This is a genomic window from Rhizobium sp. NZLR8, assembly GCF_019685025.1.
Taxonomy (GTDB): domain Bacteria; phylum Pseudomonadota; class Alphaproteobacteria; order Rhizobiales; family Rhizobiaceae; genus Rhizobium.
Window position 1 is genome coordinate 101177 of record NZ_JABDVY010000006.1, and the last position, 14034, is coordinate 115210.

General features: G+C 63.0%; 14 protein-coding genes and 1 pseudogene. 10 read left to right on the plus strand and 5 right to left on the minus strand.

Going from position 1 to position 14034, the window contains the following annotated elements; all coding sequences use genetic code 11:
* The first annotated feature begins 66 nt into the window (after nt 1–66).
* On the plus strand, nt 67–990 hold the full coding sequence (locus tag HJB89_RS15565) for a PhzF family phenazine biosynthesis protein (RefSeq protein WP_207581703.1): 924 nt from the start codon (nt 67–69) through the stop codon (nt 988–990).
* A gap of 44 nt (nt 991–1034) precedes the next feature.
* Here HJB89_RS15565 and HJB89_RS15570 read toward each other — a convergent pair whose 3' ends face one another.
* On the minus strand, nt 1035–1199 hold the full coding sequence (locus HJB89_RS15570) for a hypothetical protein (protein WP_207581704.1): 165 nt from the start codon (nt 1197–1199) through the stop codon (nt 1035–1037).
* Between the two features lie 172 nt (nt 1200–1371).
* Here HJB89_RS15570 and HJB89_RS15575 point away from each other — a divergent pair, with 172 nt between their 5' ends.
* The 3 genes from HJB89_RS15575 to HJB89_RS15585 all read left to right on the plus strand — a co-directional run bounded on the left by HJB89_RS15575 (nt 1372) and on the right by HJB89_RS15585 (nt 3912).
* Nucleotides 1372–2670 carry an MFS transporter gene (locus HJB89_RS15575; protein ID WP_207581705.1) on the plus strand — a complete coding sequence of 433 codons (1299 nt, stop codon included), beginning with the start codon at nt 1372–1374 and terminating at the stop codon, nt 2668–2670.
* Nucleotides 2671–2815: 145 nt separating this feature from the next.
* Complete coding sequence (locus HJB89_RS15580) at nt 2816–3007, plus strand: DUF1192 domain-containing protein (RefSeq protein ID WP_207581706.1); 192 nt, start codon at nt 2816–2818, stop codon at nt 3005–3007.
* Nucleotides 3008–3396: 389 nt separating this feature from the next.
* A complete protein-coding gene (locus tag HJB89_RS15585; protein WP_003542804.1) occupies nt 3397–3912 on the plus strand; it encodes a DUF1465 family protein in 516 nt (171 codons plus the stop codon).
* A gap of 144 nt (nt 3913–4056) precedes the next feature.
* Here the strand turns inward: HJB89_RS15585 and rpmE are convergent, their stop codons facing one another.
* Nucleotides 4057–4278, minus strand: a complete 222-nt coding sequence (gene rpmE, locus HJB89_RS15590; RefSeq protein ID WP_003542805.1) for a 50S ribosomal protein L31 — start codon at nt 4276–4278, stop codon at nt 4057–4059.
* A 193-nt stretch (nt 4279–4471) separates the two neighbouring features.
* Here rpmE and HJB89_RS15595 point away from each other — a divergent pair, with 193 nt between their 5' ends.
* Nucleotides 4472–6274, plus strand: a complete 1803-nt coding sequence (locus HJB89_RS15595) for an ABC transporter transmembrane domain-containing protein (protein ID WP_207581707.1) — start codon at nt 4472–4474, stop codon at nt 6272–6274.
* Nucleotides 6275–6311: 37 nt separating this feature from the next.
* On the opposite strand, the gene HJB89_RS15600 is transcribed toward HJB89_RS15595, so the two are convergent.
* Nucleotides 6312–7214 carry a LysR family transcriptional regulator gene (locus HJB89_RS15600; RefSeq protein WP_221150165.1) on the minus strand — a complete coding sequence of 301 codons (903 nt, stop codon included), beginning with the start codon at nt 7212–7214 and terminating at the stop codon, nt 6312–6314.
* Nucleotides 7215–7442: 228 nt separating this feature from the next.
* On the opposite strand from HJB89_RS15600, the gene HJB89_RS15605 reads away from it, so the two are divergent.
* The 5 genes and pseudogenes from HJB89_RS15605 to HJB89_RS15630 all read left to right on the plus strand — a co-directional run bounded on the left by HJB89_RS15605 (nt 7443) and on the right by HJB89_RS15630 (nt 11829).
* Nucleotides 7443–8324, plus strand: coding sequence for an NmrA family NAD(P)-binding protein (locus HJB89_RS15605; protein ID WP_207581709.1), 882 nt, complete (start codon nt 7443–7445; stop codon nt 8322–8324).
* A 304-nt stretch (nt 8325–8628) separates the two neighbouring features.
* A pseudogene (locus HJB89_RS15615) lies at nt 8629–9620 on the plus strand (Bug family tripartite tricarboxylate transporter substrate binding protein).
* A 155-nt stretch (nt 9621–9775) separates the two neighbouring features.
* Nucleotides 9776–9964 (plus strand): YegP family protein, encoded by a 189-nt coding sequence (locus HJB89_RS15620; protein ID WP_007631484.1) that lies wholly within the window; start codon nt 9776–9778, stop codon nt 9962–9964.
* A gap of 268 nt (nt 9965–10232) precedes the next feature.
* Nucleotides 10233–10571: a YciI family protein gene (locus tag HJB89_RS15625; protein ID WP_207581711.1), complete on the plus strand. Its 339-nt coding sequence runs from the start codon at nt 10233–10235 to the stop codon at nt 10569–10571.
* 7 nt (nt 10572–10578) lie between these two features.
* Nucleotides 10579–11829 (plus strand): RNA polymerase sigma factor, encoded by a 1251-nt coding sequence (locus tag HJB89_RS15630; protein WP_207581712.1) that lies wholly within the window; start codon nt 10579–10581, stop codon nt 11827–11829.
* On the opposite strand, the gene HJB89_RS15635 is transcribed toward HJB89_RS15630, so the two are convergent.
* Together HJB89_RS15635 and HJB89_RS15640 are read right to left on the minus strand one after the other, a co-directional pair.
* Nucleotides 11830–12861, minus strand: a complete 1032-nt coding sequence (locus tag HJB89_RS15635; RefSeq protein WP_207581713.1) for a peptidoglycan -binding protein — start codon at nt 12859–12861, stop codon at nt 11830–11832.
* 3 nt (nt 12862–12864) lie between these two features.
* A complete protein-coding gene (locus tag HJB89_RS15640; RefSeq protein WP_207581714.1) occupies nt 12865–13962 on the minus strand; it encodes a flagellar motor protein MotA in 1098 nt (365 codons plus the stop codon).
* Nucleotides 13963–14034: the final 72 nt, after the last annotated feature.

The window sequence follows — 14034 nt, forward strand, 5'->3', positions numbered from 1 at the left end:
AAGAAAGCGGCTCGCCTCGCCGCAAGATCGTGCTTATCCATAGCGGCAACTGCAGCAGGAGCCGCCATGGACACCCTCTCCTACGTCACCGTCGATGTCTTCACCTCCACCCGCTTCGAGGGCAATCCGCTTGCCGTCATCTCCGATGCGCGCGGCCTGACCGACGCGGCGATGCAGAAGATCGCCACCGAGTTCAACTATTCCGAAGTCACCTTCGTCCTGCCGCCCGAAGACCCTGAGAATTCCGCCCGCGTGCGCATCTTCACCCCGACGATGGAAGTGCCTTTCGCCGGCCATCCGAATGTCGGCACCGCTTATGTGCTCGGCCAGCGGACGGAGATCTTCGGCAAGCCGGTCGGCGAGAAGCTGCGCTTCGAGGAAAAGGCCGGCATCGTCGAAGTCAGCCTGAAACGCAACAACGGACGGATCGAGGCCACCGCCATCCGCGCGCCGCAGCCGTTGGCGATCGGCGAGACCATTGCCGAAGAAACCATCGCCGGCTGCGTCTCGCTCGAACCCGGCGTCGTCGTCAGCACCGTCCACGCCCCGGTCTTTGCGTCCGTCGGGCTGAACTTCGCCGTCGCCGAGTTGGATGGGCTCGAAGCGCTGGCCGCCGCCCGCCCGAACCTTACCGGTTTCCAGGCGGCTGCCGGCCGGCAGACGACGAGCGGCCACGACTTCTCGCTCTTCCTCTATGTCCGCGCATCCGACGATCCGTGGACTATCCGCGCCCGCATGTTCGCACCGCTCGACAATGTGCCCGAAGATCCGGCAACCGGCAGCGCTTCGGCCGCACTCGGCGCCTATCTCGTTTCGCTTGCGCCGGCCGCCGATATGAACGTCCGCATCACCGTCGAACAGGGCGTCGAAATGGGCCGCCGCAGCGTCATCACCCTCGATGTCGTGAAATCGGGCGGCATCGTCACCGATGTCGTCATCTCGGGACGCTGCGTTTCCGTCATGCGTGGAGAAATTATTCTGCAGGACTAGCGACCGCAGTTTGGGCCGTGCCTCCGGTTCATGTGATCGAGGGGTTACATCAGGAAGTCGCGCGAAAGCAATGCCAATGCCCAGACGGCGAAAGCGATCAGCGCGATCTTCCAGAAATCCATCCGCCGCCTGAGGCCGGGAAACCCGAGCGGCTTGATCACCTGTATCGCCATGGCAAGGATGAGCAGCAAGGCTATCAGCTTTGTCATGCTTTATTTTTTCCATTTTTCGGAATGTCACAGGACGGACATTTTTCCGCGCGAACACAGGATCTCCACACGCCGTAAAGACATTCCGGGGCACAATCAATCATCTTGAGGCTGGCTGACGCAGGTCCTGCCTTATGTCTATTTCAAAATCACTGAGACCGAGTCTGGGGAAATGAAGAGAAACCTTCTGTCCGTCGCCGCGCTGCTTTTTGGCACGCTCTTCCTTTTCATGGGCAACGGCCTGCAGGGCATCCTGCTTCCCGTGCGCGGCAATCTCGAAGGCTATGCCACGACGACACTTGGCCTGCTCGGCACCTCATGGGCCGGAGGCTTCGTCATCGGCTGCCTAGTGGCGCCGAAGCTGGTGCGCCGCGTCGGCCATGTGCGCGCCTTCTCCGGCTTTATCTCGATCATCGCCATCATCGCCCTGGTCAGCGGTATCCTCATCCATCCGGTCTGGTGGGTCGTCTTGCGCGCCGTCACCGGCTTCTCCACGGCGGGCACCTCGATGATCATCGAAAGCTGGCTGAACGAGCGCGCCAGCAACGAAAGCCGCGGCGCGATCTTCTCGCTCTATATCGGCATCACGCTGCTCGGCGTCGTCGGCGGCCAGATGATGATCCCGCTCGAGGATGTGCGCACGCCGGTGCTGTTCATGATCTGCGGCATCTTCTATTGCATTGCCATGCTGCCGACGACGCTTTCGACCGCCGCTTCGCCGCAGCCGCTGAAGGCGGTGCGCCTCGACCTGCCGGCGCTCTATCGCAATTCGCCGGTCTCCTGCCTCGGCATTCTGCTCGTCGGCATCGCCAACGGCGCCTACGGTACGCTCGGCGCCGTCTTCGGCGCAGGCGCCGGGCTCTCCGACACCAGCATCGCCATCATGATGAGCTCCACCATCTTCGCCGGCGCCGTGATGCAGCTGCCGGCCGGCCGGCTTTCCGATCGCATCGACCGGCGCTATGTGCTCGCTGCCATGTCCGGGGTCGCCGCCCTTGCCGGCTTGCTGATCTTTTTGCTCCACCCGACGTCGCCCGCCTTGCTGATTGGGCTCGTGGTCCTTTACGGCGCGGTGGCCAATACGCTCTATCCGATCGCCGTCGCCCACGCGAACGACTTCGCGGCATCGGAGGATTTCGTCAAGGTCTCCGGTGGACTGCTGCTGCTCTACGGCATCGGCACGGTAATCGGCCCGACGATCGGCGGTCCCGTCATGTCGGTGATCACTCCGCATGCGCTTTTCCTCGTCACCGCCATCGCCCACGTGCTGATCACCGTTTACGCGATCATCCGGAGCCGCATCCGCGCCGCCGTCCCGGCCAGCGATCGTGACGCCTACACGACGATCCCGACCGGCACCTCGCCGATGCTGACACCGCAAAGCATGTCGCTTGCCGATCGCGGCGCTGGCAAACCGCCTGAAACCGGGAAGTCTCCCGAAAGCGGTGATCCCGCTGTAAAGTTCGGCTAATGCAGGTCGCCCGAAAGGGTGCAGCGGTTCCGGCATAGCGACACGCATAAAAACAGAGTTGAGGATGAATTCAGGCCGGATCGGCCTAAATTCCGATTCCGTAACTTTTCGGCAGGATGCTTCAGGCAGCAACGGAGGAGAACCCATGAGCTTCATCGATGACGACCGGCCGCAGAAGAAGACCGCCCACGAGATCGGCGCCGATCTCTCCATGCTTTCGGTGGACGAACTGAACGCGCGGGTGGATTTGCTGAAGGCGGAGATCGCCCGTCTCGAGGCCGAAGCCGCCCGCAAGGCTTCCGGGCGGCAGGCAGCGGAAAGCCTTTTCCGCTCATAGTCCGATAAAACCCCGAAAATCAAAGCTGTAGGCGGATAAACGAGTTCGCCTCAAGTCTTACTTCGGCACAATGTTAATAAATTATTAAGCTTTATAAGGTATTACTGTACTCATCCGGATTTTCTCTGGATCTCAGACAGTTTTCCAAGCGGTGAATTGGTCTGATTTTTCTCCCTGTTTTACCTTGAGAGCCGCTTTTGCGGCTCTTCTTTTTCCTCTGGCCGGCGCTTCTCCACGAAACTGTGGAGATTAACCCTTTCTTAAGAAACGGCTTGCGCATTTGGGCTAATGATACCATCTTAAAGTCATAAAGACCGGGCTCGGAAACTTTTCCGTCGGTGCCCGCGTTACCTGAATATATGTAGCTGCGTGCAACAGGGACTATTGCGATGTCGGAAGTTGGATTGAACACGATCAGTTTTGCAGGTCGCGCCGCTGCATCCTCGCAGTTCAAGGCACTTTATGCGGAAGGCATGTCGCTGGTCGAAGAGACTGCCGCCTATCTGGATGGCCAGGGCCGCGCTGCTTCCAAGGTTCTGCCGCGGATGGCTTCGGTTCTCTACGCCGCAGAATCGATGCGTCTCACCACCCGCCTCATGCAGATGGCCTCCTGGCTGCTGTTGCAGCGCGCCGTCAACAATGGCGAAATGTCTCGCGACCAGGTGCTGGCCGAGAAGAACAAGGTTCGTCTCGATGGCTTCAACGTCGACCGCGCCGCGCCGGGCTGGGGCGACCTGCCGGAATCCTTCCGCGACCTCGTTGAGCGCTCGCTGCGTCTGCAGAACCGTATCGCCTTGCTCGACCGCGAGATCTACCGCCCGTCCGAAGCTGTGATCGTTCATGACAATCAGAACAGCGTCCAGGCCCAGCTTTCCCTGCTCCAGACCGCCTTCGGCAACAACTGACCGTATCTGCGAGAATTCGATAAAAACCGGCCGCGTCTGCGGCCGGTTTTTTATTTGCTTGCTAACTCAGCTATTTCCGAACATCGAGAACGCAAAAAAGCCCGGCAAAACCGGGCTCTCTTCAATTCCATCGAGCAAAAGCGATTAGAGGCCGAGGCCGCCGAAACGCTTGTTGAACTTGGAGACGCGGCCACCGCGGTCCATGAGCTGCTGGTTGCCGCCGGTCCAGGCCGGATGCGACTTGGAATCGATTTCGAGGTTCATGACAGCACCCTCCGAACCCCAGGTCGAGCGGGTTTCGTATTCGGTGCCATCGGTCATGACCACCTTGATCATGTGATATTCGGGATGGATGCCTGCCTTCATAACAATCTTCCTGCGCTACCGGAGTTCAATTTGCCGCATGCAGTTGCGGCCAAAGAACCGATTGAATAAATGAAGCCGCAGTCATGATGGCTACGGCTTCCCATTAGGATGCGGTGCCTATACATGAAGGACGCCTAGATAACAAGAGCCAGCAGGCCGCATTGAGCGGGTCCTGCGGGCGATCGGAGACGAGTTGGCAGAGCAGGCACGGGCTGAGGAAAACAAGAGGCGGTCGCTACGGCCGCTCGGCAGGCTGACGCCCTACGTCATACGGTATCGCGGCCTGGTGGCTGGCGCGTTGATGTCCTTGGCGCTTGCCGCCATCACCTCGCTGGCGCTGCCGCTCGCCGTGCGTCGCATGATCGACCATGGCTTCACCCAGTCCGACGGTCGGTTCATCAACAGCTACTTCGCCATGCTGATGATCATGGCTGTCGTGCTCGCGGTCGCAAGCGCGTTGCGCTATTATTTCGTCATCACCATCGGCGAGCGCATTGTCGCCGATCTTCGCCGCGATGTCTTTTCCCATGTGACGAGGCTGTCGCCCTCTTTCTTCGACGTCAACCAGTCCGGCGAAATCGTTTCGCGCCTGACCGCCGATACGACGCAGATCAAATCCGCCGTCGGCGCCACAGCCTCGGTGGCGCTCAGAAATCTCATCCTTTGTCTCGGCGCGATGGGCATGATGATCGTCACTTCGCCGAAGCTTTCCAGCCTTGTCATCGGAGCGATCCCGCTGATCGTCTTCCCGCTCGTCGCCTTCGGCCGCTCGGTGCGCAAGCGCTCACGCGCTGCCCAGGATACGCTTGCCGGTGCCTCCGCCTTCGCCAACGAGACGATCGCCGCGACCCGCACTGTCCAGGCCTTCAACGGCGAAGATGCCGCAGCGACGCGCTACGGCACCGCCGTCGAATCCGCCTACGAGGCTGCCCGCGCCGCCATCCGCTCGCGCGCGTTGCTGACCGGGATCGCCATCACGCTGATCTTCGGCAGCGTCGTCGCCGTGCTCTGGGTCGGCGCCCACAGCGTGCTCGCCGGGACGCTTTCGGCCGGCACGCTCGGCCAGTTCCTGCTCTATGCCGTCATCTCCGCCGGTTCGCTGGGCGCGCTGTCGGAGGTTTGGGGCGAACTCTCGCAGGCAGCCGGTGCTGCCGACCGGCTGACCGAGCTTCTCGACGAAGTCTCGCCGATCGCCGCCCCCGCCAGCCCTCAGGCTCTTCCTTCGCCCGGCTGTGGCCGCGTCGAATTTGCCGATGTGCACTTTGCCTATCCCTCGCGCCCCGGCAAATCGGCGCTGCATGGGTTGAGCTTCGCCATCACGCCGGGCGAGACGGTCGCCATCGTCGGCCCTTCCGGCGCCGGCAAGAGCACTGTCTTCTCGCTGCTGCTGCGCTTCTACGATCCGCAGCTGGGCAGCGTGAAAATCGACGATGTCGACGCTCAGCTTACGACGCCGGACGAGCTGCGCCAGCGCATTGCCATCGTACCCCAGGATGTCACCATCTTTGCCGCCTCGATCCATGATAACATCGCCTTCGGCCGTCCCGGAGCCTCGCATGACGAGATCCGCGCAGCAGCCCTTGCGGCCCAGGCCGATGAATTCATCACGCGGCTGGATCAGGGTTACCAGACCGAGGTCGGCGAACGTGGCATTACCCTCTCCGGCGGCCAGCGCCAGCGCATCGCCATCGCTCGCGCCATCCTGAAGAACGCGCCGGTGCTGCTGCTCGACGAGGCGACCTCCGCGCTAGACGCCGAAAGCGAGACGCTGGTGCAAAAGGCACTCGACGGCCTGGTGGACGGCCGCACGACGCTCGTCATCGCCCATCGCTTAGCAACCGTATTGAAGGCCGACCGCATCCTCGTCATGGATCAGGGCCGCATCGTCGAGGAGGGCACCCACCAGAGCCTGATCCGCCATGGCGGCATCTATGCGCGGCTGGCGCGGCTGCAATTCGACGCCGCCAACGAGGATGTGCTCGCTGCCACGAAATAGCCACTCGCGTTTTCCGGGCGCATGAACGACTAGCGCCTCACAATCCGGCCGCAATCTCTTGGATGAAGTCCAGAAACGCTCTGACCTTTGCCGGAGGGAGATGGCGCGAGGGCTGATAAGCATAGAGCGGATAAAGCTCCTCCGACCAGTCCGGAAGGATCCGCACCAGTTCACCACGTGCCAGGAAGGGTGCAAGACCCACGGCGAGGCTCTGGAACACCCCCTGGCCCGCCATACAGGCGGACACCGCGACGGAAGGATCATCCAACACCAGCCGGCTGGACATCTTGACCTCGACGAGCTCGCCGCCTCGGTGGAACTCCCACGGAAACGGCAATCCCGTCTGTGGATCGCGGAAGCGGAGCGCCTCGTGGTGGGCGAGATCATAGGGCGACCGCGGTTGGCCATGGCGTTTGAGATAAGCCGGCGCGGCAACCGTCAGGATCGGTGTTTCGAGGAGCTTGCGCAAGATGAGCGATGACCCATCCGGTGGCCCGAAGCGCACCGCCACATCGACGCCCGCCATCATCTCCTCCCGGTAGTTGCTGGTGAACAAATCGACCGACAGAAGCGGATAACGCACCAGAAACTGCTGGAGCGTCGCCGCGAGGACCATTCGGGCGAACCAGGGGTCAACGGATACGCGCAGTCGGCCACGCACGACCGCCGCAGCGCCCGCCGCCTCTGCCGCCGCCTCGTCGAGACCGGCAAGGAGCGGCATCACCTGCGCGTGGAAGCGCCGTCCTTCCTCGGTGAGGCTGACCTCGCGCGGGTTGCGGTCGAAGAGGCGGACGCCGACCCGCGCCTCCAGACGCGCCACCGCCCGGCTCACCCCCGACGGCGTGAGGCCGAGCATCTCGGCCGCCCGCGCGAAATTTCCAGCCTCCGTGACAGCCGCAAGGACGCCGACGCCGGTTAGAAGCCGCGTGTCGAAAGCCATTCTATCCCTCCTTGCCAGCGTCGATGTCGGAAGGACGCTTCCCGATATGATGGTGATTTTTAATCACTATAACATTGATATTAATGCGCGTGAATCACTCCATGATGCGGCGTACAAAAGCGGGACCACAACGCCATCGTGGGCAAGCGGCTACCAGCCGGCTTTCCTGCGATCCCCGCGCCGGGCTCGCCTGATCACCGCGCGAGCCCCAACTTCAGGAGAACCGACATGTACGCAATCACCGGAATCACCGGCAAGGTCGGCGGCGCCCTCGCTAGCGCCCTGCTTGCCGACACGCTGCCCGTCCGCGCCGTCCTGCGTGACCGGGCCAAGGCGGCCGAATGGTCGGCGATGAACTGCGAGGTCGCACTCGCCGAGATGGACGATGCGGTGAGTCTCGCCGCCGCCTTCCGCGGTGCCGAGGGCGTCTTCATCCTGCCGCCATCGGAATTCGATCCCAAACCCTGCTTTCCCGAAGCGCGGAGCGTGGTCGAGGCGCTGGTGGCCGCTCTGACCGAGGCGCGTCCCGCCAAGATCGTCTGCCTGTCGGCCATTGGGGCGGACGCGCCGCATGAGAACCTTTTGACCCAGCGCACGCTGCTGGAGCAGGCTCTCGGCGAACTCGGTTTGCCGATTACCTTCCTGCGGCCCAGTTGGTTCATGGAGAATGCCCTGTGGGACATCCCAGCCGCGCGTGACGAAGGCGTCCTGCGCAGCTTCCTGCAGCCGGCCGACAAAACCTTTCCGATGGTCGCGACGCAAGATGTCGGGCGCACGGCGGCCGCACTCTTGCGCGAGAACTGGAGCGGGACGCGGGTCGTCGAATTGGAAGGGCCGGCCCGCGTATCGCCGCAAGACATCGCTTTCGCCTTCACGAGAGCCCTCGGACATCCCGTCGGGGTCGAGATTCTGGCGCGCGACAGCTGGGAGCAGATCTTCCGCGCTCAGGGCGCTCGGAACCCGCAGTCCCGTATCCGCATGCTCGACGGCTTCAACGAGGGCTGGATCGCCTTCCAAGACCAGGGCAAGTCGGCGGTCAAGGGCACCGTGACACTCGCAAGCGTCATCGCGGAACTGGTCGGCCAGAGCCGCCCCGAGGCGGCCGACTGACAGCGGCCAGCCTCGCCGGAGAAGCATCGGTGGGGCTGCGCAAGCTCGGATTCGACGACGAGGATCGCGCAGCCGTCGCGGCGCTGCTGAAGGATCAACGCTTCGTTCGGCCACCGTTTGCCCCGGACTGGGATGCTCTCGGCTGAGCGTCCGACGATGCGCGAGCGGGAAACGTGTCGCCGAATACCCATAAAGTCTGGCTCCCCCGCACCTCCCTGCGGTTGTCTTTCGTGCCTCCTGCCCTAAGCTCTACATTCCCCGGGGTGGGGAATATCGCTATCGAAATTCTTGGGAGGAGATAGGAATGGCGCCTTTCGATATGACGCGACGTGCGGGCCTTGCGCTCGGTTTCGGCGTGCTTGCGGCCCTTGCCGCCGGCACATCAGCCGCTGCCGCGGATTTTCCCGATCGTGCGATCACCATGGTCGTGCCCTTCGCGGCCGGCGGCTCGACCGATGTCGTTGCCCGCATCGTCGCGCAGAAGATGTCGGAGGATCTCGGCCAGCAGGTGATCGTCCAAAACGTCGCTGGCGCCGGCGGCAATCTCGGCGCGGATAACGTCGCCCGTGCTGAACCTGACGGCTACACCATTCTGATGGGCACCGTCGCGACCCACGCGCTCAATCCGCTGATCCTCAAGTCGACCCCCTATGATCCCGAGAAGGATTTCGCGCCGGTCTCACTGCTTGTCGTCGTGCCGAACGTGCTGGTCGTCAATCCGGAATTGCCGGCAAAGACCGTGCAGGGACTGGTCGCGCTGCTGAAGGCCGAGCCCGACAAATACAGCTATGCCTCGTCGGGCAACGGCACGCCGCTGCATCTTTCCGGCGAGCTCTTCAAAGCCATGGCTGGCGTCAGCATGCAGCACATTCCCTATAAGGGCGCCGGACCGGCATTGAACGACGTCATCGGCAATCAGGTGCCGATTATGTTCGACAACTGCCCTCTTCGTCGAGCCACATCAAGGCCGGCACTTTGCGGGCGCTGGCAGTGACCACGGCCGAGCGCGCGCCCTCCTTTCCCGACGTGCCGACGATCGCCGAGTCAGGCATAGCAGGTTACGAGACCTATACCTGGAATGCGCTTTTCGCGCCGGCTAAGACGCCGAGCGAGGTCGTGATGCGCCTCAACGCCTCGGCCAATAAGGCGCTTAAAGACCCCGCCGTTGCCGAAAGGATGAAGGAATTCAGCGCCACCATCGTCGGCTCGACGCCGGAGCAACTCGGCGCCCATGTGAAGGCCGAGCTCGCCAAATGGGGACCGGTGGTCAAGGGCGCGAACATCCAGATGGAGTGACGGCGGCGGCGCAGACGCTTTCGCTTGCGTCCGATGGAAATCGTGGCAATTGGACGCTGAGCAGCCAATTCTAATTAAGGCAGTGGAAAAGCTCGCCATTTTGATCTAGCCTCCCTGACGCTGATGGTTGCAATTCAGCGTTTCGGGAGACATCCATGTATAAATTCGAAGTTTATAAGGATAAGGCCGGCGAGTTCCGCTTCCGCTTCAAGGCATCGAACGGGGAAGCCATGTTCTCGTCCGAAGGCTACAAGGCGAAGGCGTCCGCCATGAGTGCTATCGAATCGATCAAGAAGAACACGCCAGGTGCCGACGTCATCGACCAGACGAAGGCCGAAGCCTGAACAGGATGGCAGCGGCGGCGTGAAACGCCGCCCTGCCTCTCCGCGCGGCCGATAAGCAGCGCTGGCGCCTCGAGCCCGGCCTATTTGCTTGTGATCTCCGCGCCACTTCTCTTTTTTGCAGATTTCTTGAAAACCATGTCGAAATGGCCGTTGGCCGCGCCTCATTGTCTCGGAACGGCTGAACCGCTCCTCCGGGAGTCACGGCTGTCGGGATGTTCCCGATATCGCGATGCCCGGATCAACGCCACAACGAGATCAGGAGTTTTTCATGCAATATGCTCTTATCATTCGCGAAGCCGCCGAGGATTTCGCCAGTCGCAGCGATCCCGCCTATCGCGACGGCTGGGTCGCCTACAGCAAGGCGCTCGCCCAGGCTGGGATCATGACCGGAGGCGCCGGGCTGACAGGCCCGGAGACCGGCACGATCGTGCGTCGCAAAGGTCAGGAACACGATGTTCAAGACGGACCCTATCCGGAAGGCAAGGAACAACTCGGCGGCTTCTATCTGATCGACGTTCCCGACATCGACACCGCACTCGAATGGGCGACCCGCGTGCCGATCTCCGACAAGGGGTCGGTCGAGGTGCGCCCGCGCCTGCAGATGTGAGGCGGTAATGCCGTCCGATGCCGGTCGCGCTGCCGAAAAGGTAGCGCGACAGTCCTACGGCAAGCTGATCGCCTTCCTCGCCGCCCGCTCGCGCGACATGCCGGCGGCGGAAGACGCATTGTCGGAAGCGCTGGCTTCGGCCCTTCGTGTCTGGCCGGAGCGCGGCGTTCCCGGCAACCCGGAAGCCTGGCTGCTGGTGGCCGCGCGCCGCAACCTCATGCAGGCGGCCCGCCACCGTACCGTCGAGACCAATGCGCAAACGACGATATCGCTCGCCTTCGAGGAGGCGGAGGAACGTATGAATGATGCTGGCCACGCCGTCTTTCCCGATGAGCGGCTGAAGCTGCTCTTCGCCTGCACCCATCCCGCCATCGACAGCTCCGTGCATACGGCGCTGATGCTGCAGACCGTTCTCGGCATCGAGGCGAGAACCATCGCACGGACCTTCGTCGTTTCGCCGGAGACGATGAGCCAGCGGCTGGTGCGGGCCAAGGTGAAGATCCGCGATGCCGGCATTCCCTTCGCCATCCCGCCTCGCCCGGCTCTAGCAGGGCGGCTCGCCGCCGTGCTTTCGGCGATCTACGCCGCCTACGGCCTCGGATGGGACGGTCTCGACGGCGTAGAAGAACACCATTCGCTTGCCGGCGAAGCGATCTGGCTCGGCCGGGCGCTTCTGACGGTGCTGCCGGACGAGCCGGAGGCGATCGGCCTCCTGTCGCTGATGCTTCAGTGCGAGGCCCGCCACAAGGCCCGGCGCGACAGCGATGGCCGATATGTGCCGCTGGACGAGCAAGATACGGCTGCATGGAACGCGATCATGATAGCCGAAGCGGATGCCCTGCTGCGCAAGGCCGGAGGTTTCGACCATTTCGGCCCCTTTCAGTGCCAGGCGGCGATCCAATCCGTGCATGCGGCGCGCCGGCTTTCGGGAACGACCGACTGGCAGGCGCTGACGACACTCTACGCGGCACTGGTGATGATGAAACCGACGCTCGGCGCACGCGTCAGCCAGGCTGCGGTGATCGGCAGAGCCTCGAACGCCGCCGCCGGCCTGGAACAGCTCGACAAGCTCGACCCGCGCGACGTTGCGGCATATCAGCCCTATTGGGCCGTGCGAGCCTTTCTTCTGGCACGGACCGGCGACGATGCCGCCGCAGCCGACGCTTACATGGCGGCGATCGGCCTCAGCGACAGCCCCGCGGTGCGCGATTTTCTCGCCGACCGGCTGAAGGAGGCGCGGCAGTCCATGCCAAGCTGATCACTTTTCGGTCAGCTTCAGCTCGATGCGGCGGTTGGTGGCGCGTGCATCCGGTGTTTCGCCCGGCGCGATCGGCTGGAACTCGCCGAAGCCGGCGGCAACAAGCCGGTCGGCCGGCACACCCTGTGCGATCAGAAACTTGACAACCGAAATCGCGCGAGCCGAAGAGAGTTCCCAATTGTCGCGATAGCGGCCGGTTCCGCCAAGCGGCACATTGTCAGTATGGCCGTCGACGCGCAGCACCCAGTTGATCTCCGGCGGAATTTCCTTGGCAAGGTCGAGAAGGGCGGCGGCAAGTTTTGCCATTTCGGCCTGCCCCTCCGGGTTGAGATCGGCGCCGCCCGAGGGAAACAGCACTTCCGATTGGAAGACGAACCGATCGCCGACGATGCGGATATTCTCGCGGTCGGAAAGGATCTCGCGCAGACGGCCGAAGAAGTCGGAGCGGTAGCGGTTCAGCTCCTGGACGCGCGCGGCGAGCGCAACATTGAGGCGGCTGCCCAGATCAGCGATCTTGGTCTGCGACACCCGGTCTTTCTGCTCCGACGCCTGAAGGGCGGCTTCGACGGCGGCGATCTGGCTGCGAAGCGCGGCGATCTGCTGATTCAGCAGTTCGACCTGGCTGAGCGCCCGCTCGCTCACCTGCTTCTGCTCGTCGAGCTCCTGCGTCATCGAGCCGATCCGCTTCTGCGCCGCATCTTGGCCACCCGATCCGGCACTCAGCAATGCTTGCAGCCGCGAACGATCGCCCTCGGCACTGGCAAGCGAGGCCTGCAGATTGGCGACCGAATCCTGGAGGTCCTGGTTGCTGCCCTTTTCGAGCGCAAGAAGCTGCGTCAGCTCGTTGATCTGGCTGTTGAGGCGACTGAGCACCTCATCGCGTCCGGTAATCTCGCGGCTGAGGATGAACTGTCCGACGACGAACACCGTCAGCAGGAACATGATTGAGATGAGCAGCGTCGACAGCGCGTCGACGAAGCCCGGCCAGTAATCCACCGTGCGTTCACGGCGCCGGTTGCGGGCAAGAGCCATGGCTTACTTGCCCTCGCTCTTTTCTGTCTGGCTGGCGCGGTCGCGCATGCGCTCGCCCCGGTCGCCCGCACGCTCCTGCACGCCAATGCGTTCGGCCAGTCGGTCGAGCGTGCGGCGCATCGCCTTCGCCTCGTCCTGCTGTGCCTCGATCCAGTCGCGCAGCATCTGCTGCTCGTTGCGCATGTTCTTGACGAGACCCTGAATGCCTTCAGCAAGGCTCGCCATGGCAGCGACGGAGCGCTGGCTGCCGGCGCCGCCCTCTTCGGAGACCTTGCGCAGATAATCGGAGAGCTCACGCATGTCCTCCGAGGAAGCCCCGGAAACGGCCTCGAGGGCGGGTGCCAGATCGGAACCGACATCGGTGACCGATGAGAGCCAGTTTTCCAGCTCCATGTAGAACCGATTCTGCGCGCGGCCGGCCTGCAGGTCGAGGAAGCCGAGAATGAGAGAACCGGAGAGGCCGAGCAGCGAGGAGGAGAAGGCCTGGCCCATGCCCGAAAGCGGCGTGGAAAGCCCTTCCTTCAGCGCCGAGAGCACGTCCCCCGTCCCGTTCGAGCCGGCATCGAGCGACTGAATGACGATGCTGATCGAACCGATCGTGCCGATGAGGCCCCAGAAGGTGCCGAGCAGGCCGAGGAAGACAAGCAGGCCGATCAGGTAGCGCGAGACATCGCGCGATTCGTCGAGGCGGGTGGCGATCGAATCGAGGATCGAGCGCAGCGTCGTCGTAGACAGCGCAGACTTGCGGCTGCCGATGAGCGCCCGCATCGGCGCAAGCAGCCGCGGATTGCGGTTGACCTTGTCGGCGCTGCCGGCGGCGCGGAACGAGTTGAACCAGCGCACTTCGGGGCGAAGCGCCAGTACATGGTTGAAAACAAGAATGATTCCGACCGCGAGAACGCCGACGATCAGGCCGTTGAGGCCCGGATTGTGCATGAAGGCGGTCTGCGTCTGGCGGAAAAGGATGGCGGCGATAAAGCCGACGATGACGAGGAAAAGCAGCATCGTCCAGAGAAACGGCATGGGGCTCGAAAGCCTGTAGGCATAACCGCCGGCCGTCTTTTCGGTGGAGCCGATCTCCGCCACATTCACATTTTCCATAGGGTCCGCTGCCTCCGGAGTCATTGCTGGCGGAGACTAGAGCAACATTGTGCCGAATTGAAGTATGCCGGG

Coding starts and splice junctions, on each gene's coding strand:
- HJB89_RS15565 (WP_207581703.1), top strand. CDS start 67: ATGGACACCCTCTCCTACGTCACCGTCGATGTCTTCACCTCCACCCGC.
- HJB89_RS15570 (WP_207581704.1), bottom strand. CDS start 1,199: ATGACAAAGCTGATAGCCTTGCTGCTCATCCTTGCCATGGCGATACAG.
- HJB89_RS15575 (WP_207581705.1), top strand. CDS start 1,372: ATGAAGAGAAACCTTCTGTCCGTCGCCGCGCTGCTTTTTGGCACGCTC.
- HJB89_RS15580 (WP_207581706.1), top strand. CDS start 2,816: ATGAGCTTCATCGATGACGACCGGCCGCAGAAGAAGACCGCCCACGAG.
- HJB89_RS15585 (WP_003542804.1), top strand. CDS start 3,397: ATGTCGGAAGTTGGATTGAACACGATCAGTTTTGCAGGTCGCGCCGCT.
- rpmE (WP_003542805.1), bottom strand. CDS start 4,278: ATGAAGGCAGGCATCCATCCCGAATATCACATGATCAAGGTGGTCATG.
- HJB89_RS15600 (WP_221150165.1), bottom strand. CDS start 7,214: ATGGCTTTCGACACGCGGCTTCTAACCGGCGTCGGCGTCCTTGCGGCT.
- HJB89_RS15605 (WP_207581709.1), top strand. CDS start 7,443: ATGTACGCAATCACCGGAATCACCGGCAAGGTCGGCGGCGCCCTCGCT.
- HJB89_RS15620 (WP_007631484.1), top strand. CDS start 9,776: ATGTATAAATTCGAAGTTTATAAGGATAAGGCCGGCGAGTTCCGCTTC.
- HJB89_RS15625 (WP_207581711.1), top strand. CDS start 10,233: ATGCAATATGCTCTTATCATTCGCGAAGCCGCCGAGGATTTCGCCAGT.
- HJB89_RS15630 (WP_207581712.1), top strand. CDS start 10,579: ATGCCGTCCGATGCCGGTCGCGCTGCCGAAAAGGTAGCGCGACAGTCC.
- HJB89_RS15635 (WP_207581713.1), bottom strand. CDS start 12,861: ATGGCTCTTGCCCGCAACCGGCGCCGTGAACGCACGGTGGATTACTGG.
- HJB89_RS15640 (WP_207581714.1), bottom strand. CDS start 13,962: ATGGAAAATGTGAATGTGGCGGAGATCGGCTCCACCGAAAAGACGGCC.